This window comes from Brackiella oedipodis DSM 13743, assembly GCF_000621025.1.
In the GTDB taxonomy this organism is placed as follows: domain Bacteria; phylum Pseudomonadota; class Gammaproteobacteria; order Burkholderiales; family Burkholderiaceae_B; genus Oligella; species Oligella oedipodis.
On record NZ_JHZJ01000011.1, the window covers coordinates 50,074 to 73,545 of the forward strand.

20 protein-coding genes and 1 tRNA gene are annotated in these 23,472 nt (G+C 45.8%); 6 read left to right on the forward strand and 15 right to left on the reverse strand.

Annotation, left to right across the window (positions count from 1 at the left end; all coding sequences use genetic code 11):
• Positions 1–12 precede the first annotated feature (12 nt).
• Both argS and Q335_RS0102620 read right to left on the reverse strand, forming a co-directional pair.
• Positions 13–1,701 (reverse strand): arginine--tRNA ligase, encoded by a 1,689-nt coding sequence (gene argS / locus Q335_RS0102615; RefSeq protein WP_028357302.1) that lies wholly within the window; start codon positions 1,699–1,701, stop codon positions 13–15.
• A 130-nt stretch (positions 1,702–1,831) separates the two neighbouring features.
• Positions 1,832–6,607, reverse strand: a complete 4,776-nt coding sequence (locus tag Q335_RS0102620) for an RHS repeat-associated core domain-containing protein (RefSeq protein WP_028357303.1) — start codon at positions 6,605–6,607, stop codon at positions 1,832–1,834.
• Positions 6,608–6,932: 325 nt separating this feature from the next.
• Between Q335_RS0102620 and Q335_RS0102625 the strand changes: the two genes are divergently transcribed.
• On the forward strand, positions 6,933–7,298 hold the full coding sequence (locus Q335_RS0102625; RefSeq protein ID WP_028357304.1) for a DUF1840 domain-containing protein: 366 nt from the start codon (positions 6,933–6,935) through the stop codon (positions 7,296–7,298).
• Positions 7,299–7,396: 98 nt separating this feature from the next.
• Here the strand turns inward: Q335_RS0102625 and leuA are convergent, their stop codons facing one another.
• The 3 genes from leuA to Q335_RS0102635 form a co-directional block, all read right to left on the reverse strand.
• Positions 7,397–9,088 (reverse strand): 2-isopropylmalate synthase, encoded by a 1,692-nt coding sequence (gene leuA / locus Q335_RS0102630; RefSeq protein WP_028357305.1) that lies wholly within the window; start codon positions 9,086–9,088, stop codon positions 7,397–7,399.
• A 168-nt stretch (positions 9,089–9,256) separates the two neighbouring features.
• Positions 9,257–9,496 carry a hypothetical protein gene (locus Q335_RS10190; protein ID WP_156929876.1) on the reverse strand — a complete coding sequence of 80 codons (240 nt, stop codon included), beginning with the start codon at positions 9,494–9,496 and terminating at the stop codon, positions 9,257–9,259.
• A gap of 84 nt (positions 9,497–9,580) precedes the next feature.
• A complete protein-coding gene (locus Q335_RS0102635; RefSeq protein WP_028357306.1) occupies positions 9,581–10,270 on the reverse strand; it encodes a hypothetical protein in 690 nt (229 codons plus the stop codon).
• Between the two features lie 183 nt (positions 10,271–10,453).
• Between Q335_RS0102635 and Q335_RS09015 the strand changes: the two genes are divergently transcribed.
• From Q335_RS09015 to Q335_RS0102650, 3 genes are all read left to right on the forward strand, one after another.
• On the forward strand, positions 10,454–10,672 hold the full coding sequence (locus Q335_RS09015) for a (2Fe-2S)-binding protein (protein WP_038369278.1): 219 nt from the start codon (positions 10,454–10,456) through the stop codon (positions 10,670–10,672).
• Between the two features lie 301 nt (positions 10,673–10,973).
• On the forward strand, positions 10,974–11,453 hold the full coding sequence (gene bfr, locus Q335_RS0102645; RefSeq protein WP_028357307.1) for a bacterioferritin: 480 nt from the start codon (positions 10,974–10,976) through the stop codon (positions 11,451–11,453).
• Positions 11,454–11,815: 362 nt separating this feature from the next.
• On the forward strand, positions 11,816–12,184 hold the full coding sequence (locus tag Q335_RS0102650) for a hypothetical protein (protein ID WP_028357308.1): 369 nt from the start codon (positions 11,816–11,818) through the stop codon (positions 12,182–12,184).
• A 149-nt stretch (positions 12,185–12,333) separates the two neighbouring features.
• Here the strand turns inward: Q335_RS0102650 and Q335_RS0102655 are convergent.
• The 3 genes from Q335_RS0102655 to Q335_RS0102665 form a co-directional block, all read right to left on the reverse strand.
• Positions 12,334–12,409: transfer RNA gene (locus Q335_RS0102655), tRNA-Gly, on the reverse strand.
• A gap of 26 nt (positions 12,410–12,435) precedes the next feature.
• On the reverse strand, positions 12,436–12,999 hold the full coding sequence (locus Q335_RS0102660; protein WP_028357309.1) for a hypothetical protein: 564 nt from the start codon (positions 12,997–12,999) through the stop codon (positions 12,436–12,438).
• 48 nt (positions 13,000–13,047) lie between these two features.
• Positions 13,048–14,673 (reverse strand): peptide chain release factor 3, encoded by a 1,626-nt coding sequence (locus Q335_RS0102665; protein ID WP_051532255.1) that lies wholly within the window; start codon positions 14,671–14,673, stop codon positions 13,048–13,050.
• 343 nt (positions 14,674–15,016) lie between these two features.
• Between Q335_RS0102665 and Q335_RS0102670 the strand changes: the two genes are divergently transcribed.
• Entirely contained in the window at positions 15,017–15,688 is a 672-nt protein-coding gene (locus Q335_RS0102670) for a Crp/Fnr family transcriptional regulator (RefSeq protein WP_028357311.1), read from the forward strand.
• A gap of 26 nt (positions 15,689–15,714) precedes the next feature.
• On the opposite strand, the gene Q335_RS0102675 is transcribed toward Q335_RS0102670, so the two are convergent.
• The 5 genes from Q335_RS0102675 to Q335_RS0102695 form a co-directional block, all read right to left on the reverse strand.
• The gene (locus tag Q335_RS0102675; protein ID WP_028357312.1) at positions 15,715–15,924 is read right to left on the reverse strand and encodes a hypothetical protein; all 210 of its coding nucleotides are present in this window, start codon (positions 15,922–15,924) and stop codon (positions 15,715–15,717) included.
• Positions 15,925–16,175: 251 nt separating this feature from the next.
• Entirely contained in the window at positions 16,176–17,639 is a 1,464-nt protein-coding gene (locus Q335_RS0102680; protein ID WP_038369279.1) for an NAD-dependent succinate-semialdehyde dehydrogenase, read from the reverse strand.
• Positions 17,640–17,774: 135 nt separating this feature from the next.
• Positions 17,775–18,836, reverse strand: a complete 1,062-nt coding sequence (locus tag Q335_RS09020; protein ID WP_051532256.1) for an HlyD family secretion protein — start codon at positions 18,834–18,836, stop codon at positions 17,775–17,777.
• A 6-nt stretch (positions 18,837–18,842) separates the two neighbouring features.
• On the reverse strand, positions 18,843–19,067 hold the full coding sequence (locus tag Q335_RS0102690) for a hypothetical protein (protein WP_051532257.1): 225 nt from the start codon (positions 19,065–19,067) through the stop codon (positions 18,843–18,845).
• 43 nt (positions 19,068–19,110) lie between these two features.
• Positions 19,111–21,174, reverse strand: a complete 2,064-nt coding sequence (locus Q335_RS0102695) for an FUSC family protein (protein WP_084493519.1) — start codon at positions 21,172–21,174, stop codon at positions 19,111–19,113.
• A 226-nt stretch (positions 21,175–21,400) separates the two neighbouring features.
• Between Q335_RS0102695 and Q335_RS0102705 the strand changes: the two genes are divergently transcribed.
• Positions 21,401–22,006, forward strand: coding sequence for a LemA family protein (locus Q335_RS0102705; RefSeq protein ID WP_028357317.1), 606 nt, complete (start codon positions 21,401–21,403; stop codon positions 22,004–22,006).
• A 58-nt stretch (positions 22,007–22,064) separates the two neighbouring features.
• On the opposite strand, the gene Q335_RS0102710 is transcribed toward Q335_RS0102705, so the two are convergent.
• Both Q335_RS0102710 and Q335_RS09025 read right to left on the reverse strand, forming a co-directional pair.
• Complete coding sequence (locus Q335_RS0102710; protein ID WP_028357318.1) at positions 22,065–22,706, reverse strand: DedA family protein; 642 nt, start codon at positions 22,704–22,706, stop codon at positions 22,065–22,067.
• Between the two features lie 54 nt (positions 22,707–22,760).
• Positions 22,761–23,471 (reverse strand): pyrimidine 5'-nucleotidase, encoded by a 711-nt coding sequence (locus tag Q335_RS09025; protein ID WP_051532258.1) that lies wholly within the window; start codon positions 23,469–23,471, stop codon positions 22,761–22,763.
• Position 23,472: the final 1 nt, after the last annotated feature.

The following is a 23,472-nucleotide window of genomic DNA, read 5'->3' on the forward strand; positions in this document are numbered from 1 at the left end:
ATACCTGTTAAATTACATTTGTTCAGGAGCGCTAACCCCCAGAAGATTAAGACCATTGGCTAATACTTGACGCGAAGCATCGGCTAAGGCTAGACGCGCAAGACGTAGCGCATCATCTTCGACGATGATGCGTTGATCGTTATACCATGCATGAAAATCAGCGGCGCAATCGAGTAACCAAAAGGCAATGTGATGCGGAGCAAGTTCCTGAGCCGCCGTTTGGATGAGCGAAGGCAATTCGGCAAGACGTTTGAGAAGGTTGATTTCGCTGTTGGCGGTAAGCAATGAAAGATCTGCCTGTGACCATGCGGCGGCATCCGCTTGGCAGTCCCGCAGAATCTTACAAATTCGCGCATGGGCATATTGCACATAGTAAACAGGATTCTCTTCACTCTTAGAAAGAGCAAGATCGATATCAAACACAAACTCGGTATCGGCGCGACGCTGGATCAAGAAGAAGCGCACAGCGTCTTGTCCTACCCAGTCAATTAAATCGCGCATGGTGACATAACTTCCTGCCCGTTTGGATATTTTGACTTCTTGACCACCCTTGGTGACTTTGACCATTTTGTGCAAAATATAAGATGGATAGGTTTTTGGAATACCGATTTCTAGGCCTTGCAGGCCTGCGCGAACACGCGCGACCGTACCATGATGATCACTACCCTGAATATTGATGGCGTGATGATAACCGCGCTGCCATTTGGTGAGGTGGTAAGCCACATCTGGCACAAAATACGTGTAGCCGCCATCGGTTTTGCGCATCACACGGTCTTTGTCATCGCCAGTGCCAAGCTCGGTAGTTTTGAGCCAGAGTGCGTTGTCTTTTTCATAGACATAACCATTTTGGGTTAGCGTCTGCACTACTTGTTCGACTAGCCCATCGCTGTATAGCGAACTTTCTAGATAGTAACGATCAAATTGCAGATTAAAGGCTTTGAGGTCCATATCTTGCTCGCGGCGCAGGTAGGCGACCGCAAAACGTCGTATGTCCTCAATGTTGTCCGTATTGCCGCTGGCCGTGATCGACTGGTCGTCGGCGTTGACAGTAGCTTTTTGTTTGAATTGTTCGGCTATTTCTTGAATGTATTCACCACGATAGCCGTCAGCAGGGTAATGGGCATCATCCGGCTGGATTCCTTGTAAACGTGCCTGGACACTTAAGGCGAGGTTGTCAATCTGATTACCCGCATCGTTGTAGTAGTACTCCCTGTGAACCTGAGCCCCCGTAGCGGTAAATAAATTACAAATACAATCACCTAAAGCGGCTTGGCGCGCATGGCCCACATGGAGCGGCCCAGTTGGATTGGCAGAAACGAATTCTACGATTAATTTTTGTGGATTCAGTTGGCTATTGCCGTACTCCTGACCTTGTTCACGGATGACATTAATCACCTCTTGAATTACGTGCGCATGCAAACGTAAATTAATAAACCCTGGACCGGCAATTTCTGCGTTTTGGATGAATTGTTGGCTCGCTTCACTGGCCATTAAATGCTGCACAATTTGCTCTGCTAAATCGCGCGGCTTAAGACCATTAGCTTTGGCCAATTGCATCGCTATATTACAAGCGATATCACCATGCGCCGCTTGTTTTGGACGCTCTAACTTAATATTAAAATCTGTTTGACATTGCGGCAGGCTTTGTTGAACCGCTTCACGTATAAAGTTGGAAAGTTGCTGCTGAAGCTGCAATAGCATTGTGAATCTCTCTTAGTGGTGGCAAAACAAATACATAAAAGCCAGCACCTATCGCAAAGCATAGCGATACTATGCAGTGACAATAGGTGCAAAAAAATGAAATTTGGAAAAAAGGCCTAAGCTTTGCCCATCAATGAATGTCTAAACCTTGATTATAAGTGAACTTAAGACCGCTTTTCCAATGGAGCTTATGCTCTAAGTAATTTACGTAGTCTTGGGCATTGATCAGGGCGCGGGCGCTTTTGGACAATACGCCCACTTGTCTGAGTACATAAACAGATGCCTCTACCATCTTTACAGGCGTAGCAGTTGCTAAACCCATATATTTGTCACCTATAAAGTGATTATCTGGCACAAATGCCTTGACGAAAGTAGAAACATTTCTGCGTTCGAACTTACCCAGCTGCTTGTCCTTATACTGTAGTTTTGACTTAAAAGTTCTCAATTTAACGTATCTACCCACGTCGCGGTCATAGTAATAGTGTCTTAGGTAATAAGAAACTGCTTTCGTCCACCGTGGAACCATATAAGGGTGAAAGGGCGGTATTAGTTCAGCCGCGTTGTATAAAGCGTTTACAGGATCCCTTAGAAAACTTTTTGGTATGCTACCCCCTTCATTCCAGGTTTCGATATTTCGATCATAGTAGATCTCACCAAAATCTTCCTCTAGTTGTTTAGTCCAATCTAAATGGGCAAAGGGATGCTGTACAGTATCTAAGTGCCATTTAGCCGAACTACTGAGATCCTTTAGATTGACGCCTGCCAAACGCGCTTGACTATAGACCCAATTGAGCGGAATATTGCCTAAATCACTACTAGGCTTAGCGATAGTCGCTGAAGTTTGAGCATCGTCGTGAGTCCTCTCTGCGCTGACATTACGCATCGTACTGTATTTCTCGCACGGTTGAGCTTTTGCGCCGTCTGGCCTCTCCAGACTTTCTTTGCAAGTAAACCGAAACCAGTTATCACTGTTATTGAGATTGCTCGAGGCTGAGAGTACCAAACTGTTTTGGTCTTTTTTTGCATACAGTTGCTGATAAGTAGTGTTCAGGTCATCATCAAAGAGCGTTCCCCCAATATCAGAGTGCGATCCAATAAAAGGCACTTCCTTGACATTTTTATATTGAGAAAGCCCCGTGACGGGAAATGTTGTGCGAAATTCATGCAGAGCTACAGCATGAGCCACACTTTTCCAGGCGGGCGCAACACGAAGATCATACAGATAGTTATGGGCACCTAAGGCTGCAAATTGAGCCACCGTATCAAATAAACCCATAAATCGCAGGTTAACGCAAGCTTGTATAGTTTGATCGGGGAACCATTCACTTTCGTAAGTAAATAAGCCTTTATGTGTATAGTCAGCAATACGACTTGAGAATGCTAGACTCAGTGCTGCTCCCCGAGAAAATCCAAAAATGTCGATAGGAACCGTTTTTTTGGCGTCGGGCTTGCCTAAGTGACTGAGTTCTTGAATCAATTCATACCATTGTGCATTAAGAATATTGGATCCTGTAATAGCGACAAGCGAATCATACCATTTGAAGGGAGGATTGATCCAGTACTCGTCAAATTCACGTTTGGAGGAGGCAAGTTTGTCTGCTTTGTCGGCATCATAATGTGGATGTATCGCTTCTTCTGTCCCCGGTCCAGCATGATAGTGGACAGGACCGTCATTGTATAAGGTCATGAGTTTGTAGGGGTTACTTTCACTTTCAGGCGTATTGCTCGTACCGTCAAAAACAAACAATAATAGACCCAGCGGATCGATGCGAGTCAATGGTCTTTGATCTGCATAGCCGTAAGGGCTAGTCGTCAGTTGGGGGCCCAGCGGATCTGTTTGCAAGTAATGCCCGGCCTGAGGATCATAATAGCGATAGGTGTTTTGGTGTAGACCGCTTTCAGCATCGAAATACTGACCAGGTAAGCGTAAGTTAAAGTCGATAGAGGCTTTTCTAATGTCAGCGTAACCAAAGGCATTCAGGTGCGCGAGCCAAACAATTTCTTGTTTAGCATTGCTTAGCATATAAGGTTGACCAATCATATTATTGTGAATATAAAAGATCTCTCCCTCGGGATTTTGGGTGTAATCCAACATGGCAATGGCCGTGACGCCATCATAAATATAGCGTCGAGTAATACGGGGTGACTCCGTAGTTGCTGGATTAAAGCTGGCTTCTGCCACTAATTGTTGGTCTACATAAAAAAACTGAGTTTCGCGGGCTTCTTGCTGTTTGGCTGTGCGTAGACCGAGGGCATTGTATAGATAGTGCACACTAGGTGAGCGCAATTCTGTTGGAGAAGCTGGTCGCGACGTGACGCTTTCGAGTAAACCACGACTGTTGTAATGCAAGTCGAATTTAGGCGTGGTCAGCGCAAGCCCTGTTTGGGTAAAGCGCGTATCATTCTCGAAAACATTGAGTCCTGACTGATCGCCATTGAGACGCAGCAATAGCTGGCCATCGCGATCCCACTGATAGTAGCTCTCACGTCGCCCCTGAACCGCAGGACCATCACTGTGGATGCTGTGCAGTGAACCTTGGGGGGTGTAGTCAAAATCACGATGTACCGTCAGTTGAGCCAATGATTGTTGCCCTTCAATACGCTGTTCTTGGAGCAAACCCGTGACGCTGTAGCGCCGTTTTTCTTGGTGTAAAACCGTGTATGGTCGTTGTGAGCGGATGCTGGACTCACTAGAGGACGCCGATGGCGCTAAAGGGTTCTGCATTTGTCGTAGCTCTAGGTGCTCACGATAGACGGGGGCGACTCGGCGCACCACTGAACTCGCGGGGTGCGTTTTTTGACTATGGAGTACAAGGTGGTTGCCATATTCAAAATTATTATTGCCTTTACGCCAAAGTTGCTGAGCTTGATGCCGCTGATTAAACCACGTGATTTGTTTGAGTTGTAGTGCTTGACGGTTCCTAGCGGTTTGGCCTAATGCTGAAGTCTGCGCTTTGGCCGCTTCGTATTCATACAAAAGGTATCCGCCCTCCGGCAGGTCATGGCGTAATTGCTTGTTGGCATAATCAGGTCTAAAGGATTCTGTGATTTTTAGGGAAGGGGTATAGGCCTCAGCTTGACCATCTTTTGCCAGTGCATTCTGCAAAAAACGGATGGTTGTTTTTGTGAGTCGCCCCTTGGCTTGATCGAAATGAAACCGTTCGCTGCCTACTGAATCTCTCAGTAAAATTGTGGCTTCATCGATTTTTTGTAAATGAGCAGAAAAATCAGGTGGCGCACCGGAGGCAGAAGCGCTAAAAGACTTAATGTCACCTTGCTTGTCGTAGGCAAAATTCTGACTATAACCGTCAGCGTTGTTAACCCGTTTGAGTAGAGGACCCGTAAATCGCTGCCATGTGCTAGCAGTGCTTGGCGTGGACCAGACTTCGGGATAAGCGTTGGCATCGAACTGTAGCGCTAGGCGTTGCCATGCGCCATACGGCAAGCTAAGTGCTTGCAAGCGCCCGAAGCGATCATGCGAAAAATATTGATCATCCCATTGTGTCAGTTGGCCGCGTTGATTGTAACTAGCGTGCGTGCCAGGCTTAGGACATACCGGGCAAGCAGCGCCCTTAACGGATTCCAGCACATAGCGGTGATTAAGCCAACGATACTGGACCTGAGTGGTCGTCGATTTAAAAGGAGTGGCTGCTTCCAGTGCTTCCAGAGGTAATGAGTTTTGCTTGTCTTGAAATTTGGGTACGTAATAATAATGACTGCGAATGAGGGTCAGCCCCTCATCATCGGGTGCCAAAGGTGTCTTGCTATAGTCCAGGTCGGCTTTATAAATGAGATTGTTTTTGGGCTGAAGCACCATGATTTGTGTGACCTTGGCTCGATAGTGGGATCCGCTATCGTAACGCCAGAGATTAGTGATGGATGGGTGCTTTTGCCCAGGAGCTTGGTGCGCAATAGCGCTTAACAAATAGGGATCATAGGGCGCGTGTTGCCTTGTTTGTGAAGCCTCTTTTTGGGGATCAAGGCCCGTGATAAGCGGCTTTATACGGTCTTTTTCGGCATACGTTGGCACTTGATAGCGGTATAAAAACTGCCATTGCTGGGGATTCTGAACGCGAATTAAGCGCGGTTCGATCGGACCTAGAGGCTTATGGTTGAGGACTGGCGACAGAAAATCGTATTGGTAGCTAAATTGACCTACTGGACTTTGTACACTTACCAAACGCAGCTGCTTGGCGATTAATTGATAACTGAGTTCGAGACGTTCGCCATCCGCGCTATGGATAGCCGCAAGACGTCGTTGCGATGCAAGTGCTTGAAGTTCTTCATGGCTAAGATGACGAGTCTGATGACCATCGCGCACCCCGTCTAGCCCTTGTTCGTAACTAAATTCTAAACGGGGCCAAAGCGGATGTTCGTAGGCCACCAGTTCGCCTGCTCTATTAAAAATATGCTTTATCCCTTTGGCCTCTGACCAAATCCACTGGCCGCTGAGATCAAACTGAAGTTGGCTAGTACCATCTACACTTTGACTGCTTGTTTGGGTCGAACTAAAATCCTGAAAATCAATGCGCGTGCCGTCATCATCCAAAATAAATGCTTGGTAATGGTATGTGGTTTTGTGACCTGTAGCCACAGGTTGAGCGCTGATATATAAGTGTCGGCTATAACTATGGCGCCAGCCTGGTCCAAAAGGCTGGATTGACTGGCTTCGCGCTAATTGCTCAGTAATGAGGGCGGAGTTGTAATAGCGCTGCCATTCGAGACCCGAGCTCCTTAAAGGGAGATCATCCTCCCGTTGAAACTTATTGCCAGTGGCTAAATTCACGGGGTTGCCCGCCCCCAAATTTAGGCTCGGCCCCTCATCCTGACTATTGCAAGGATTACCGCTCTCACTGGGTACACAGTAGTCACCACTTATCTCGGTAGATACAGGTTCTTGAGCCATCAAGCTGCCAGGCAGCACACTCAAACTAGTGAATAGACTGAGCCAAGCCTTCAGGCGCCACCTTGCAGCACGACGGTCTGGATATGGAGTTAGGAGAAAGTGTTTGTGAGGGCAAGAGCGGGTGATGTTGTGCATAATTATTTGTTATAAAAGCTTTTAAAAAGCTTATTGTGCCCTTGCAACTCTGTTATACACTATCAGAGTGACAAAAATAGCCTAGGGTAGCGAAGGCTGGTATTCAAGCACAGCGGGTGTAGTCACTGATTTGACAAGCTAAAACCCTTGCTATAAATTTATTTATCTTAACCAATATGAGGCCTATATAATGATTGTGACCTTTAGCTCCAAAAACAGCGCAGACATCGTCATGCTTGATAAGCATGCCCTAGAGATCTTTAATATTATGGGTCGAAATTATTCAGAAGTTCCCTCTGAAGGGGTCATTACTGTTGCGCAAATTCCAGAGGCCATTGCCAATATTGAAGCGGCCAGCGCCGAAGAAAAACCACAAGATGAGTCTTATGCAGCCCACGATCAGCGCGAAGAAGAACTCGATGAGAGCAATGCCGATAAGCACCCAATAGCGGAGCATGTAGGCGTTTCACGTCGCTCATGGCCTCTTTTACAAATGCTTGAAGTCGCCAAAACTCATGGTGATGATATTTTATTTTCTTGCGATCAAGGCTATTAAACCGCCAATCTCGGCTTAACACTCAGCCAGTTAAAGTCCAAAAAAGACCGATTTATAAAGCATAAATCGGTCTTTTTGTATCTCGGGTTGTAACTCGCTTAGGCCGCTTTGCGACTGGCTTGGTCTAAAGCAATGTGGCGATTGACGGCGCTGAGTACCGCCAAGAAGGAGGCCGTTACAATATCCTTATGAATACCGACGCCAAAGCCCGTGGCCGAGTCATTGAGGCGTAATTCCACATAACATGCGGCTTGGGTTTTTTCGCTACCCCCAATGGCATGCTCATGGTAATCCATAAATTGCAATGGTAAGTTGAGGGCATTCACAAAGGCCGCAATAGCACCGTTACCATGGCCTTTGACCACTTGAACTTGACCATCTTTTTCGACTTTGGCTTGAATAGAGAAGTTGTCCTCGTTATCGGCATCTTCGCGACTGATAATTTGGTGACTGATAAGACGCCATGGTGTGTGGCGATCCAAATATTCAGCCTTAAAGATATCAAAGACTTGGTTGGCGACGACTTCTTGACCGGTCTCATCCGTCACACGTTGGATAGCGCGACTAAATTCAATTTGTAAGCGACGAGGCAAGTTCAAACCATGCTCTTGTTCGAGCAGATAAGAGACACCGCCTTTGCCGGATTGACTATTGACACGAATAATCGCATCATAGCTACGTCCCACATCAGCAGGATCAATAGGTAAATAAGGCACTTCCCAGACGGCGTCGGCTTTTTGTTGCGCCATGCCTTTTTTGATGGCATCTTGGTGTGAACCCGAAAAGGCTGTAAAGACCAAATCACCCGCATAAGGATGACGCGGATGCACCGGTAATTGGTTGCAGTATTCGGCCGTGAGGCGAACCGCATCAATATCAGAAAAATCCAATCCTGGATTAATGCCCTGACAATAAAGGTTAAGAGCAAGGGTGACCAAGCATACATTACCCGTGCGTTCACCACTAGCAAACAAGCAACCTTCGACCCTATCGGCGCCGGCCATTTGTGCTAATTCTGCAGCCGCCACGGCGGTACCACGGTCATTATGCGGATGCACACTGACAATACACGCCTCGCGGTTTTCGACATGGTTACAGAAATATTCGATTTGGTCAGCGTAGAGATTTGGCGTGGTTGATTCGATGGTCGCTGGCAAATTAAAGACGATTTTTTTGTCTGGGCTGGCACCATAGGTGCGGCCAACGGCATTGCAGACTTCAACGGCAAATTCAGGCTCAGTGGTACTGAAGACCTCTGGGGAGTACTCATAGCGCCATTGCGTTTGTGGATACTGCTCCATGGCTTGCATGACCATTTTGGTTCCCGCAATCGCTAAATCCCGAATCTGCTCCTTAGACATATTAAAGACAATCTTACGGAAAGAAGGCGCGCAGGCATTGTAAAGGTGGATCATGGCTTGTTTAGCACCGGAGGCGGCTTGCGCCGTACGTTCAATCAAATCCTGGCGCGATTGTGTCAAAACAATAATGGTGACATCATCTGGAATAAGGTGATCATCAATGAGACGGCGTACAAAGTCATAGTCCGTTTGTGAGGCTGAAGGGAAACCGACTTCGATTTCTTTGAAGCCGATTTCACAGAGCTTTTTAAAAAACTTGAGTTTACGCTCCACGCTCATCGGTTCAATCAAAGATTGGTTACCGTCACGCAAATCCGTACTCATCCAGATCGGCGGATGGGTGATGGACTTGGAGGGCCACGTTCTTTGAGAAAAATCACCATTAAAAGGTTTAAACGGCACGTATTTTGAGGCTGGATTGCTAAGCATAGGACACCTGTGTTTGAGTTAATTTATTAGTAAAAAAGGCAATACAAGTGGTTCTTGGGCAGTCTTGAGGAATGCTAAAAAAGGAGCTTGGAGAACCGTGGTGGCAAAAATCAGTATGTGGTTAGGTAGAACCAAACTATTTGAATGGTTACCAAGCGCCACCGAGCTCTAGGCCTGATAACCGATCGCTAAAAGAGATAGCAGAGATAGCAGTGACAGCAAAGCAGGCACAAACAGGGTTTGTGTGTCTGCGTGATTAGCGAAGTGAGATGGTAGATGAGAATAAGAAGAGCGCTGTGCAGGCATGTGAGCCATGGACACCATAAACACGCGAGAGCAAACACCTCGTGCTTGCTTAGGGCAAGCGACTAATGTCTTGTGAGAATGGGATAAAGTGTTTGTCTTCATGGTTAACTATTATTAGCATGGAAAGGGGTAATTGACAAGCGTTGAGCCTAAGTAATTACCCCTAGCAGCAACAACCATAAAGGTTTATTTGGGCGCCTGTTCATCACTCGCGCTGATGATCGGGGTAGGTGGCTCTTCAGCTGTACTGGCAGGTTCGAGACTACGATCACGTTCCCTGGCGCGATGACGTGGGGTTTTGAGCCAATCTTCTTGCTCTTGGATTTTGCTCAGATGCAGGTGGCGACCTTGGCGTATTTCTTGGCGAGTGCGATAAAGGTCTTGGATAGAGATAGGATGGTGCCGATCAACCCAGACCCAATCTAAAACGGCATGAGCCTGTACAGAGAGCTGCTGTAATAGCGGGCGCAAAGCGGTATTACTCGGGTATTGACGACTGACACTCTGTAGCATTTGCTTTAGGCTGGCACTGATAATGTAATAAAACACCACGGTAAGAATAAGGACCACGCCCCACCATAAATAGGGGTTAATGTTATTCATAAAATCCGGCAAGGTGCTCTGATTGATTTTGGAGAAGACCACCGAAAAAAAAGATTGGTCTGAGGATGCTTGCCCCAGACGCGACCAATCGACGTGATCCCCAAAGGCAAAAATTTTGTTAACGAGATATAACCAAAGGACAAAAAGCACAAGCAATAACAGACCCGTCAGGATTAGCGTCTTGCGGCTATGACGCAAGATAAACTGCTGTAAAAGCTTGAGATCTTGGCGTTGCTGATCGGGATTTTGAGCGGTCTTAGAATAGGCAGACATACGAAGAAAGATCAAAAAAAGGTTAAGTGAGCCGCGCACATGCGCTATATCAGTACCTGTGCGCCCACGCTAAGTGATTGATTTTAACCAAGAGTGTGGCAAAAAAGAACAGGTTTGTAAATAACCTTACTCCTGTGATAAGTATTATTGACAACTTTTTAAAAGAAAGTGATAATAATTCTTATGTATATTTGTATTTGTAACGCCGTCACCGACAAAGCCATCAAAGAAGCGGTGGCCAAAGGCGTTTCTACTTTCGATGAATTACAAAACGAGCTAGGCGTGGGTAATTGCTGCGGCTGTTGCAAGCAATCGGCCCATGAGTACCTGCCTCAGCGCGGTGCTGGCGCCAGCGGTGGTTTTTCTAATTTAGTCAAAGTAGTTTCTATGCGTGCCGAATAGGCTTTCTCATCAGTCATTATCAGCGCTTTGCTTAGAGCTCAGCGCTCGGCTTTTTTGCACCTTTTTTCTTGTCCTTTTGCCCGCTCTGAGGCTACCTTTCATTCCTCTCTGCCACCCTTGATCGCAGCATTTTTTAACAGCTCAAACCTACCCCTAAGTCATTGAATCTTAATGATATTCCTTATCAATTGTATTCAGAATTACTACCTGCATACATACGACCTGAACGAGGTTTTGTAAGTAAGTGGTTTTGCTATAATCGTGGTGTAGATTATTACCCTATCATTAAAGAGGGACGATTATGAAAGCAGATAAAGATGTTAATAAACAACTAAATATTCAACTCACTAAAACCTTAACAGCGATCAACCAGTACTTTTTGCATGCTCGCATCCTAAAACACTGGGGATTTGGCGAACTCAACGAACATGAGTACAAAAAATCCATTCGCGACATGAAAGATTCGGATATTTTGATTCAACGAATTTTATTACTCGAAGGTTTACCTAATCTTCAAGATATCAATAAAGTTCGTGTGGGCGAAGATATTCCAGAAATCATCTCCTGTGATTTAAGCCTCGAGCAAGAGCGTCATACGGGCTTAGTCGAAGCCATCGCTCACTGTGAAGAGGTTGGTGATTATGTGAGTCGTGATATTCTAAATCACTTGCTCGACGAAAACGAAGAGCAAATTGACTGGCTTGAAACTCAGCTCGAACTTATCGATAGCATGGGTCTAGAGAAATACAGTCAATCACAAATGGAAATTGAAACGGAATAAGGCCTTAGACCTTATCGGTCATAATGACGTTTGTGTACGAGCCCGAATAAGCGTTACGTTTATTCGGGCTTTTTTTAGCTTAGCCAGAAAGGGTAGTTTGCTAAGATTGAGGTGGACTTAAACCGTCAATAGGGCGCCTCATAATGCGGCGATACCTTCAAAGATATACACCTTTGTTTACAAAAAAACGATTTTAATTCAAAACCTTAGAGGCTATTAAGTTGTATAATGGTAATACATGCTAATACGGTGAGTGCAGCGTTTAAGGGTATAACGATTCGCTGTGAAGTATATTTCTGCAGATATCTGCTCTGCGATCCTTGCCGTATTTATTTTTAATTCTTTTCTTCTAGGAGATTGCTATGACAGATTGCAAACAAACTCATCACCAACAACATGATCACGAACATGGTCCTGATTGCGGTCATGTGGCTGTCGTTCACGACGGACATGTTGACTATTTGCATGATGGTCATTTACACCATCCACATGGTGATCACGTCGATGAGCACGTTATTGAAGTATCCGAGACCAATCCTGACCAATGCACACCAGAGCATGCTTGCAATGGTCACGAAAAAGGTCACGTCCATGGCCCAGATTGCGGCCACGAAGCGGTACCACACGGTGATCATGTCGACTATTTAGTCGATGGTCATTTACATCACCCTCATGGCGACCATTGTGATGATCATGGCCCTGTTGAATTAGCCAACAAAAAAGAATCTTAAGAGTTTCTGTAAGATACAAAGGCTACAAACTTAGGTTTGTAGCCTTTTTTGTGTATAAATCATACGAAGCCAAGGCGGCATACAAGAGCTCTATTCAATAGACACAAAAAAAGCCCGAATAATATGAGATTATTCGGGCTTTTGAAATTTGGAGCGGGAAACGAGTCTCGAACTCGCGACCTCAACCTTGGCAAGGTTGCGCTCTACCAACTGAGCTATTCCCGCAGTTAAGTAAATAACTATACACTAATTTATTGGGCAGGGCAATCATTTATTTGGCCCCAAGCGTTATTTGCCCCACAATATTGCTGACGAGTGTTGCGAATACACGACGGTCGGCTATTAAAGTCCAGGCGTCGGCAAGCGGCCATTTTTTGTTGGAACTCCCCTTGCCAAGCTGCACCCGCAGAACTAGTAGCCGTCGTATTATTTCTTTGCAACGGTCGATAGTTAGCGCTAGCACCCGTATCACCCTCAGTGACGGTATAGGCGCCGGCGTTATTGGCGCTGTTATTTTTTTCGCCAGTTTCTGCATTTTTCTCGGATTGTTTAACGCTATTGCTATCAATCTTCCAGTTGACAGCTTGATGTTCTGGAGGTACGCCTTGAGAGCCATTGAGTAGCGGTTGCTGTGGCTGATTCATGACGGGACGCCCTTGCGCATCGACTTGGGGTTCGGGATCCAAGATGGCGGTATTGGGAATGTTGGCTTGATCTGGAACGTGATCAATCAACCAGTCACCTGCTTTGAGACCAATCGTGGTGGCAATCGCCGCAAAAATCAAAAGAGAAAAAATTAATAAACGCCAAGACATATGGGTTCCTTTTAGGACATATAGGGTGATTTTACTCGGTTTATAAGTTTATTGCGTTTGCGAAAATACCTGACCACTATGCTCGCGCATCATATGGAACTCTATGGCTGGATTCAGATCTTGAGCAACCCGTAATTGCGCCGGTGAACTCACTAAAAATGCGGGCGCATTGACCACATCGTAAGCAATATGTTGGCTATTGCTTTGCATGAATTTTTTGAGCGCGACGGGATCATCGCTGGTAAACCAACGAGCCATATTGTAACGACTTGGACGCAAAATCGCATCTACGTTGTATTCGGTTTTCAGGCGATGTGCTACCACTTCAAATTGCAACTGTCCCACAGCTCCTAAGAGCAAAGCACTGCCGATTTCGGGACGGAAGACCTGAATGGCACCTTCCTCACCGAGTTGGGTCAGGCCCGTGCGTAATTGTTTACTACGCAGTGGATCTTTGACTTCGACTTCGCGGAATAATTCGGGCGCAAAAAAAGGTAAACCCGTAAAGTGCAGGGTCTCGCCTTCGGTGAGTACATCGCCTAAATGTAAGACTCCATGGTTGGGAATACCGATCACGTCGCCCGCATAGGCTTCATCGAGAATGTCGCGGCGCTGCGACAAAAACGAAACCACATTACTGCTGCGTAATTCTTTACCAGTGCGCACGATCTTAAGACGCATACCGCGCTCAAAACGTCCTGAGCTCACGCGCACAAAGGCTACACGGTCGCGGTGCGCAGGATCCATATTGGCTTGTACCTTAAAGACGACCCCTGTGAATTTATTTTCATCGGGCTCAACTAAGCGTTCAAGTGCTTGCCGTGGGCTTGGTGCTGGCGCCCATTGAACCAAGGTTTCTAGCACTTCTTGCACACCAAAGTTATTGACCGCAGAGCCAAAGAAAATCGGTGTTTGCTCTCCCGCCAGAAAGGCCGCTTGATCAAATGCAGGAGCCGCTTCTTGAATCAGTTCAATCTCTTCACGAGCCTTGGCAAAGGTGCTGCCAAAGCGTTCAGCAATCTGCGGATTATCTAGGCCTTGCATAAACTCAACGTCGCCACCACGCTTATCTTGACCCGCCTTAAAGACGCGCATGCGGTCTTTTTGTAAGTCAAACACTCCGGCAAAATGCTTACCCATGCCCACTGGCCATGTAAAGGGCACGCCATCCATGCCTAAGTGCGATTCGACTTCACTGAGCAGATCGAGCGGTTCTTGAACCTCACGGTCAAATTTATTAATAAAGGTAATGATAGGGGTATGGCGCGCCCGACAAACTTCTAATAGGCGAATAGTCTGAGGTTCGATACCATTGGCACCATCGATCACCATAATGGCGGCGTCGACTGCCGTGAGTACACGATAGGTATCTTCAGAAAAGTCTTGGTGGCCTGGGGTATCAAGTAAATTGATGACACAATCTTGATACTCCATTTGCATCACGGAAGAAGCCACGGAAATACCGCGTTGTTTTTCAATTTCCATCCAGTCCGACGAGGCATGACGGCTCGCCTTGCGAGCCTTAACGCTACCGGCAATTTGAATCGCCCCTGCAAACAAAAGTAGCTTTTCGGTTAAGGTGGTTTTACCCGCATCTGGGTGAGAAATAATGGCAAAGGTTCGGCGCCGCTTTACTTCTGAGCGGATTTTATTGGCGGCAGTAGGTTGAGACATAGGTTTGGTAATCAGTAGCAAGATGCTACCCAGAAACTAAAAGGTCTAAGCACTTGCATCAAGACCTACATTTCGGTAGCACTTAAAATGACTTATTTTAACAAAACCAACCATCACTTAGGATTGAACGACTAAGGAATAAGTATATTAAGAGGGGCTGATAATGAGGGGATGAGATAGCCAAAAATACAGGAAAGTGTGACCCTAAAGTGTATAAGATAGTTTTGTTATCAACGGTTGCGCCATATATAATACATTATTATATAGTAGTGAATATAATAGTTAAAATTAGCTAATAGGTTAAAATTACTAATATAACGAAGGCTCTAAATGGGTACAGCTAATGGCGCAAAAAGTAAACGTAAAAAATGTCCTCAAAAACATAGCATTATTCAGTAAGTTAGATGATCATGCCTTAGATATTTTGGTGGAAGGGACGCGCCGTATGCAATGCAAAAAGGGTGATGTGTTGTTTAGCTCTGGAGAGCGTTGCGAAGGGTTGCACACAGTGGTGTATGGCCTTGTCAAATTATCTATTCTCTCTGTCCCAGGGGTCGAAAAAGTCGTTCGTATCGTGCATCCTCCACAAAATGTCGGTAAGCCATTTTTGTTTAGCGATATGCCTTATAGCGTCACGGCCACGGTACTCGAGGACACCCTGATTTTTTTCACCAGCAAAGAAGCCATCTTTGAGGTCATGTATGACAATCCGGTGTTTGTCAATCAGATGCTGCATGGTTTAAGCAATTGGATTTATAGTTTGATGTACGACATCGAATCGTATTCATTACACTCAGCTGCACAGCGAGTGATTGGTTTTTTGCTCAAAGACAAAGAAATGGGTAATGGTGATGTCATTACCCTGAGTACCAATAAATCTGTGATTGCTTCTCGACTCAATATCACCCCCGAGCATTTTTCGCGTCTGCTACAAGAACTATCACATGACGGTCTCATAGAAGTTAAAGGGCGTAATATTAGAATCAACGACGTTGAACGACTCAAAAACTATTAAGTAAAAAGACTCGTTAGATGTGCACCTTAGTAGACGGTGACTTCGTAGTTGTGGTCAGCGATACGTTTTGTGCTAAAAGAGATACCGTTTTGTCGGAGAACACGGTAGACGTGGAAAGGATCAATATCAAAGATGAAGGTGGTAGGATTATTATTACTATTATTAATAATATCTAAGGCTTGGACGATGTATTCAACCGGTTCAGCACCTCGAAAATCGTAAATATTATTGGCCATGATTTGGCTCCTTATGCGATGAGATAGCCTTACAAAAAAGCTATGACATCAATAAATTTTTTTTAAAGATGCACTCATTAAAGCATAAGGGGGATTGATGAACAATAAAATCAGACTAGCAGGCTTTATTTTTTTAGTTTAGGTCAATAAATAATTGAATTATTTATAGTTTTGTTGCGTATAACCCAAAAAAAATGCCAATCCACCCACGAGATTGGCATACAAAATCGTCCTACATTATGTCGTCAGACTTAGTCTATTGCTAAGAGTATGTATTTGATTTCGATATAGTCTTCAATACCGTATTTGGAGCCTTCTCGGCCCAAGCCAGAATGTTTGACACCGCCAAATGGCGCGGCCTCATTGGAAATCAGACCGCTATTGACGCCGACAATACCATATTCCAATTGCTCAGCGACGCGTACGATGCGACTCACATCCTTGGCATAAAAATAAGAGGCCAAACCAAATTCCGTATCATTAGCGTATTGCACCACTTCGTCATCCGCTTCAAATTTAAAAATAGGGGCCAAAGGACCGAAGGTCTCTTCTTTGGCGACCTGCATGTCTTGGGTAACATCGCGTAATACGGTGGGCTCAAAAAAGAGTTCGCCTATCTCATTGAGGACCTTGCCACCCGCGACCACTTGGGCGCCTTTAGAGGTGGCGTCATTGATATGTTCTTGTACTTTTTTGATAGCGTCTGCATTGATCAGCGGACCGACTGTTACGCCTTCTTGGGTGCCATCGCCAACCTTCAGTTTGGCTACCGCGGCTTGGAATTTTTGTAGAAAGTCTTCGTAAACGGCACTCTGCACATAAATGCGATTGGCGCAAACGCAGGTCTGACCGGCATTGCGGTATTTGCAAGCGATCGCCCCTTCGACGGCTTGATCTAAATCGGCATCATCAAAGACGATGAAAGGTGCATTGCCTCCTAATTCCATACTGATTTTTTTGATGGTGGAAGCGGTTTGCGCCATCAGTTTGGCACCTACAGCGGTAGAACCCGTAAAACTAAATTTTTTGATGCGATCGTCTTCAGTGAGGACCTGGCCGAGTTCGCTCGAGCTCCCCGTAATGACGTTAAAAACACCCGCCGGGATGCCAGCACGGTGTGCGAGTTCAGCCAAGGCTAGGGCCGATAATGGCGTTTGCGATGCGGGACGAATAATAAAGGTACATCCAGCGGCTAAAGCGGGTGCGGCCTTGCGCGTGATCATGGCATTGGGGAAGTTCCACGGGGTAATGGCGGCGCAGACACCAATGGCTTGTTTCTTGACCAAAATATGGGTTTTACTATCTGGGCCAGGAATAATATCGCCATAGATCCGCTTGGCTTCTTCGGCATACCATTCTATATAGGAGGCACCGTAAGCGATTTCACCTTTGGCTTCTGCCAGCGGTTTGCCTTGTTCTAGGGTCAGGAGTAAACCTAAATCCTCTTGGTGCTGCATGATTAGGTCAAACCACTGCCGCAAAATCTGGCTGCGTTCTTTGGCTGATTTTTGTTGCCATGCCTTGAGCGCGTCTTGCGCGGCGCTGACTGCTTCTTCGGCTTCAGCGGCGCTAAGGGCAGGCACTTTGGCGATTTCTTGGCCTGTCGCGGGATTGACTACACTGATGGTTTCGGCGGATTTGGCATCACGCCAAGTACCGTTAATATAGACTTGTTGCTTGAGTAAGTTGCCGTCTTTGAGGCCTAAGCTAGACATGTGTACCTCCTTGGTAATCAAAAAGTCAGCGTAACAATTAGATTGTAATCGCTTACTTGACGAAAACAATGCCCTTGTTCACTAACATAACATGCTTAGCTTAAGCTTGGCGCTCTTGCCAAGCGAGGCGCCACTTTATTGGTCGGCGTGCTTAGCGCTCGGTTGGTCGCTGTGGTTGTCGTTATCCTTATCCTTATCCTTATCCTTATCTAGGATCTCAACACTGACAGTGCGACCCGCTACAAAACCTAAATTATCATGAGGGATCGCATCCAAAACGATTTTGACAGGAATACGTTGCGCTAAGCGTACCCATGTAAAGGTAGGGTTAACATTGGCCAACAAGCCTGAACTACGATCGCGCTCACGATCTTCGATACCGCTGGCAATACCCTGTACATGACCTTCATATACCTCAGACTCACCCATGAGTTTGACGCGTGCCCGGTCACCCAAATGGATTTTTTTAAGTTTAGTTTCTTCAAAGTAACCTACAACGTACAGTTGTTGACGATTAATAATGGCCGCAATCGGTTCTCCCGTGCGAACATAGTTGCCGACACGTAAGGAGAAATTCGATAGGGTGCCGTCGTCTGGCGCTTTGACATCAGCACGCTGGCGATTGAGCTTGGCTAAATCTAAATTGTGTTCGGCAATGCCAACGGCCGCTTTTTTCTGGGCGAGATTAGCTTGAGCCTGTTCAAGCACGGCACGTTTTTGTTCGTAAGCGGCTTGTTTAGAAGCACTGGTGGTGCGCATAGTATCGATTTCGAGCTTAGAAGCGGCGCCATTGTCCAGAGCGATATAACGTTGTGCATTCTTTTTGGCGAGCTCATATTCTTTTTTGGCCGCGCGGATATTGGCTTGGGCGACGGTAATATTGGCCTGAGCTTGTTGATAGGCGGCCTGGCTACTTTCAAGGTCTGCTTGGGCTTGTTGCACATTTAAATTAGCACGAGCGATATCGATTCTAAACAATAAATCACCTTTTTTGACCTCCTGATTGTCTTGCACCTGGACGTCAGTGACTAGGCCTGAGACATCGGGGGCGACATTATAAACGTCGGCGCGCACCCGACCATCGCGCGTCCATGGCTCTTCGCTGTAATATGACCAAATATGCAGACAGCCAAAAATCGCAATAATGATGACCAACAAAAGTAATAAATATCGAGCAATTTTTTTTGAAGTGGGCATGGTTTTTTATAAAAAAAGTGTATTCAGGAGCATATGCAATTTATGCACGATCACCAAGCAGGTGAAATACCAAAATAAATAGAAAATACTGGGGTAGGCTATCCAACCGCGAACGACTAGCTTATCGACGATTAAGTAATTAAAGAGGCGAAACACTAAATAGGCGAGCAGCAGCTCCACCAAAAACAAGGGTAGGTATAGACCAACAAAATCAAATTCACTAATGGTCATTGTGATAGTACCCAAGCGTGCAATATCTCTGTATATCTATGCATTATGTGACCTCCTGAGTATTTCTGTTAAGGAACAAAAAATCGTAGTACAAATTATTGCAAGCCATAATGACGCGCTCGCGATAATTGTCATCATCCATTTGGAATGCCTGACGTTGCAATTGTTGCAGAGACTTGAGAATCGCTTCGTAGTAATACGGCTGTCCCTGAAATTGCCGCGCTTGACTGCGGTATTCTTTGGTATAGAGCTGGCGCACACGACGAATAGCCGATTTGACTGTGGACGGCGTGTTGTCGAGTTGCTCAATTTCGTGTAAGCGATTGAGATCCAAAATATTGGTACTCTCTAGCAAGGATTCGTTTAGGGCCCGGTGTAGATCTTGATCACTGACTACCTTAGTATTGAGCAGGGCGATGCGATCAACAATCTCTCTGAGTTGCAGGCGTAAGCGAGCCCCAAAATTAAGCTGGACAGCTTTGGCTAGCGATTGGTAATGGGCGCTTAAGATACGTTTGGCTGAGGTATCGGGTGAGACGGCACGAATATAGTACATACAGGTCAAGGAAATCATTGGGCCGAGCACAGTACCAATGGCGCTTTCGATCGACATTTGCGGATTAATCACATAGGTATTGTGTAAATTTGTCGACATAATAAAGCCAACGCAGGACGCCAAACCAAAGCCATAGAGCTTAGGATTAGAAAACACTAAGGTGCAGGCAATAATCACGGGCGTAAACACGATCATTAATTGCACAAAGCTCGTGACTGACGGAAAAATATAAAACAAATACAAATACAACAGCACGAGACCACAAGTAGAACCTAGGGTAAATTGCTTGAGACCCGGTACGGGGTCGTCAAAGCGCGTCAAAATACACGCCGAAATAGCGGTAAATTGCGCCATCATATAGCCATCGAGCCATCCTGAATAAATCCACAACAGCATAGAAATGGTGACCGCTAAGAACGAAGCAAAGGCGCCACGTAAGGCCATACCATGGTCACGGTGGGGCCGCGCCGCATGTCTGACTTGCTCAATTTGTTTGGGCAGGCGGCGTCGGCCCATACCGATGTTGTACCAAATCAGGTGAATCGCATTCATACTCTGAATGAAGTGGCGTAAGTCCATACGAACCGCTTCGATCGTGGTTTGCGTGGTTTGGTCAAAAAAACGTAAGCGAGGATCTTCAAAAAACGCGTTGTACTGAGCGGGCAATTCTTCGGGGTGTCGGATGTCTTTGCCAGGCCGCTTAAGAAAACTGATGACTTCCTCGATCAAGGGCTGCATTTGGCTGCGAAATTTTGGTTGCAGTCGATCTAATTGCGCCAAACGCTGTGCTAAGGAGGCGAGATTTAGAAATACCAAAGAAAATTGCCGTAACAACTCCCGCAACGACTGGTACATACCGATGTATTTGCTTTTTTCATAGAGCAAATGGTCGACACTGAGCTGAATGTTGTAGACCGTGCTATTGAGGGCGGTGACATCTTGGAGCGTTTGTTCTGGGTGCTCAGTCTGGAATTGTTTACGTAGGACGTCTAGGGTTTGCTCAAGTGCCCGATTGATGCGGGGTTTAATGGAGTCACCAATATGTTGCGGAAAGATAGAGACACTGACGACGGCTGTGATGATGACGGCAATGGCATTTTCCATGACGCGATTAAAGACTATGTCATAGATACTGATATGTTTATCTATATTAAAAATAATCTCGACCGTAGCAATGACCCCCATATAAGCCGCAAAAAGCGCAATATTACCAATCGGACTGGCATCGATCATACAGACGTAAATACAAACGCCGACCCAACACGCCAAAAATACGGCATAAAGCACAGGGTAATTGATGAGGTGCGGCATGGTCAGTACAGCCATGGTGGCGCCGAGTAAGGTGCCGAGTAGACGGCCGATACTCTTAGAGATGACCATGCCCGATAAAGGCAAAGATACCAAGAACACTGAGCCCATCGATAAGACTGGCTTGAGAAAATCTAAAGAAAAAGATATATACAAAGCCAGAAACGCGGACAGCAGCGTCTTAAAAGCAAAAATCCAGTCGTTTTTAGACGGCCGGAAAGCAGCTATATCGTGTATTAACATAATTGGATGTAGGAATGCGGGGCTGTGGTTTTAAAGATTAGTTGTTATGACCACAGTGTCAAGCGATCCATTATACCGTATTCGCTAATACCTTTAAATGACTTAGGACTATTGTGGGGCGTCGTCAGCGACGCTGTCTTTCGTAAAAATTGTCAACACATGGCTGGTGTACTAGTAAATACTCAGTATAATGAATGGGTTCTTAACCTTAGCAATAGGAAATGGCATGAAAGCTTTTTTTAAATTATTAGCGTCTTTTATGATGCTAACGCTGCTGGCAGGTTGCGGCTATAACGACATCCAATCGCTCGATGAAAATGTCAAAGCGGCATGGTCAGAAACCCTCAACCAATACCAACGTCGTGCCGATTTAGTGCCGCAGTTGGTCAGTAGTGTTAACTCTTACATGAAACACGAGCATGATGTGCTGGCTGAAGTGACTGAGGCCCGCTCCAAAGTCGGCTCTGTCAACGTCAATGCCAGCGAATTGCCCTCCGATGAGCAAATGCAGCAATTCCAACAAGCCCAAGGTAGTTTAACGGCCGCCTTGTCACGTTTGATCGCTGTTTCAGAAAACTACCCAGAGCTCAAAAGTGATGCATTATTTAAGGATTTAAACGTGCAGCTTGAAGGCACCGAAAACCGTATTGCCACAGCACGCGGTCGTTACATCAAAGAAGTACAAACCTTTAATACCTTTATTCGTCGTTTCCCAACCGTGATTACAGCCAAGATTTTTGGTTACAAACGGGTGCCAAATTTTGGGGTGGGTCAGGAAGATCAGCTCATGAAGGCTCCTAAGCTAGAGTTTGATAATACCAAAGCCAACTAAAGGCACGATTTACAAAAAACCCCAGCGTTAAGCTGGGGTTTTTTGTGAGTGCGGGGATCTAGCTTTTTCGTGTTTGAGTTTTGTGACGAATTAACTCAATAATCATGGGTACCAGGGAGATAACAATAATGCCCAAAATGACAATAGAGAGGTTGTTTTTGACAATAGGTAAATTAGCGAATAAATAACCCGCCCCGACGAATAAGACAATCCACAAGGCACCCCCAATGATGTTATAGCGTAAGAAATGGCCATAATGCATATGACCTAGACCCGCAACAAATGGCGCAAACGTGCGTACGATAGGCACAAAGCGGGCGAGGATGATGGTTTTGCCGCCATATTTTTGATAGAACTGATGGGTTTTTTCGAGGTAGGCAGGCTTGAGGAATTTGGCATCGGGATTCTTAAATAAGCGTTGCCCAAAATATTTACCTATAAAAAAGTTACACGCATCGCCCAAAACCGCCGCCAAAAACAGTAGCGCCAGTAACAGCCAAATATTCATGCCGCCAATTGCCGCAATGCCACCGGCCGCAAATAATAAGGAGTCCCCTGGGAGTACAGGGGTGACCACTAAGCCAGTCTCGCAAAATACAATCAAAAATAAAATGGCATAAATCCAGAGACCATAATTGGCCGCGAGCCATTGTAAATGCTGGTCAATGTGGAGCACAAAATCGATAAAGGTTTGCAGCATCTTTGAGCCTATGAATAAAGGGAGGGAGAGATAAACGCCAGCAAAAAGAGACCCCTATGAGCGATACATGTGCGGGCTTAATAACAGCTGCCGTAAATTGTTGAAACGGTAATCTACATAGCTGGGACGCAGGGCTCTTTGCTTGCCTAAAGGCGAGCCACTATTATAAATATAAACCGTTTGCCAACCTAAGGTTTTGGCCGCTTTTAGGTTTCTAAGTGTATCTTCAACAAAGATGATTTTTTTGCTGGGTTCCTGTAGATGCGCTTGTAATTGACGCATTAAGGCAAGCGAGGGTTTGGTCTTGTGGCGACCCTGCAGTATCATATGATCGATGGCGCAAATGCCTTTAAAGCAAGAATGAATATTGAGTCGATGGAGTACTCTTTCGGCATATTCTTGGGGCGCGTTCGTCAGTACGTACAAGGTACCTGGTAAACGCTTAAGGAGCGCCGGTAGATTATGTTCAAAGAGTACTTCGGCTTGGACATTAAAATCGTGACTCAGACGCAAAAATTCTTGGCGATCAATATGATGATGTTTGCTCAAACCAATCACCGTTGCGCCGTACTTCTCGAGGTATTTTGTGCGCAGAAAAGCGGCCTCCTGCTCTGATACCTGCAGGCTGTGCATAACGGCTTGAGTCATTTTGTGGTGCAGGGTCTTAAAGACCGACCACGAGGCATTATGTAGGGTATTGTCTAAATCAAAAAACCAAATCGGTCCAGGACGATGGGCTTGATTGTGAAAATACTTAATCAGCATC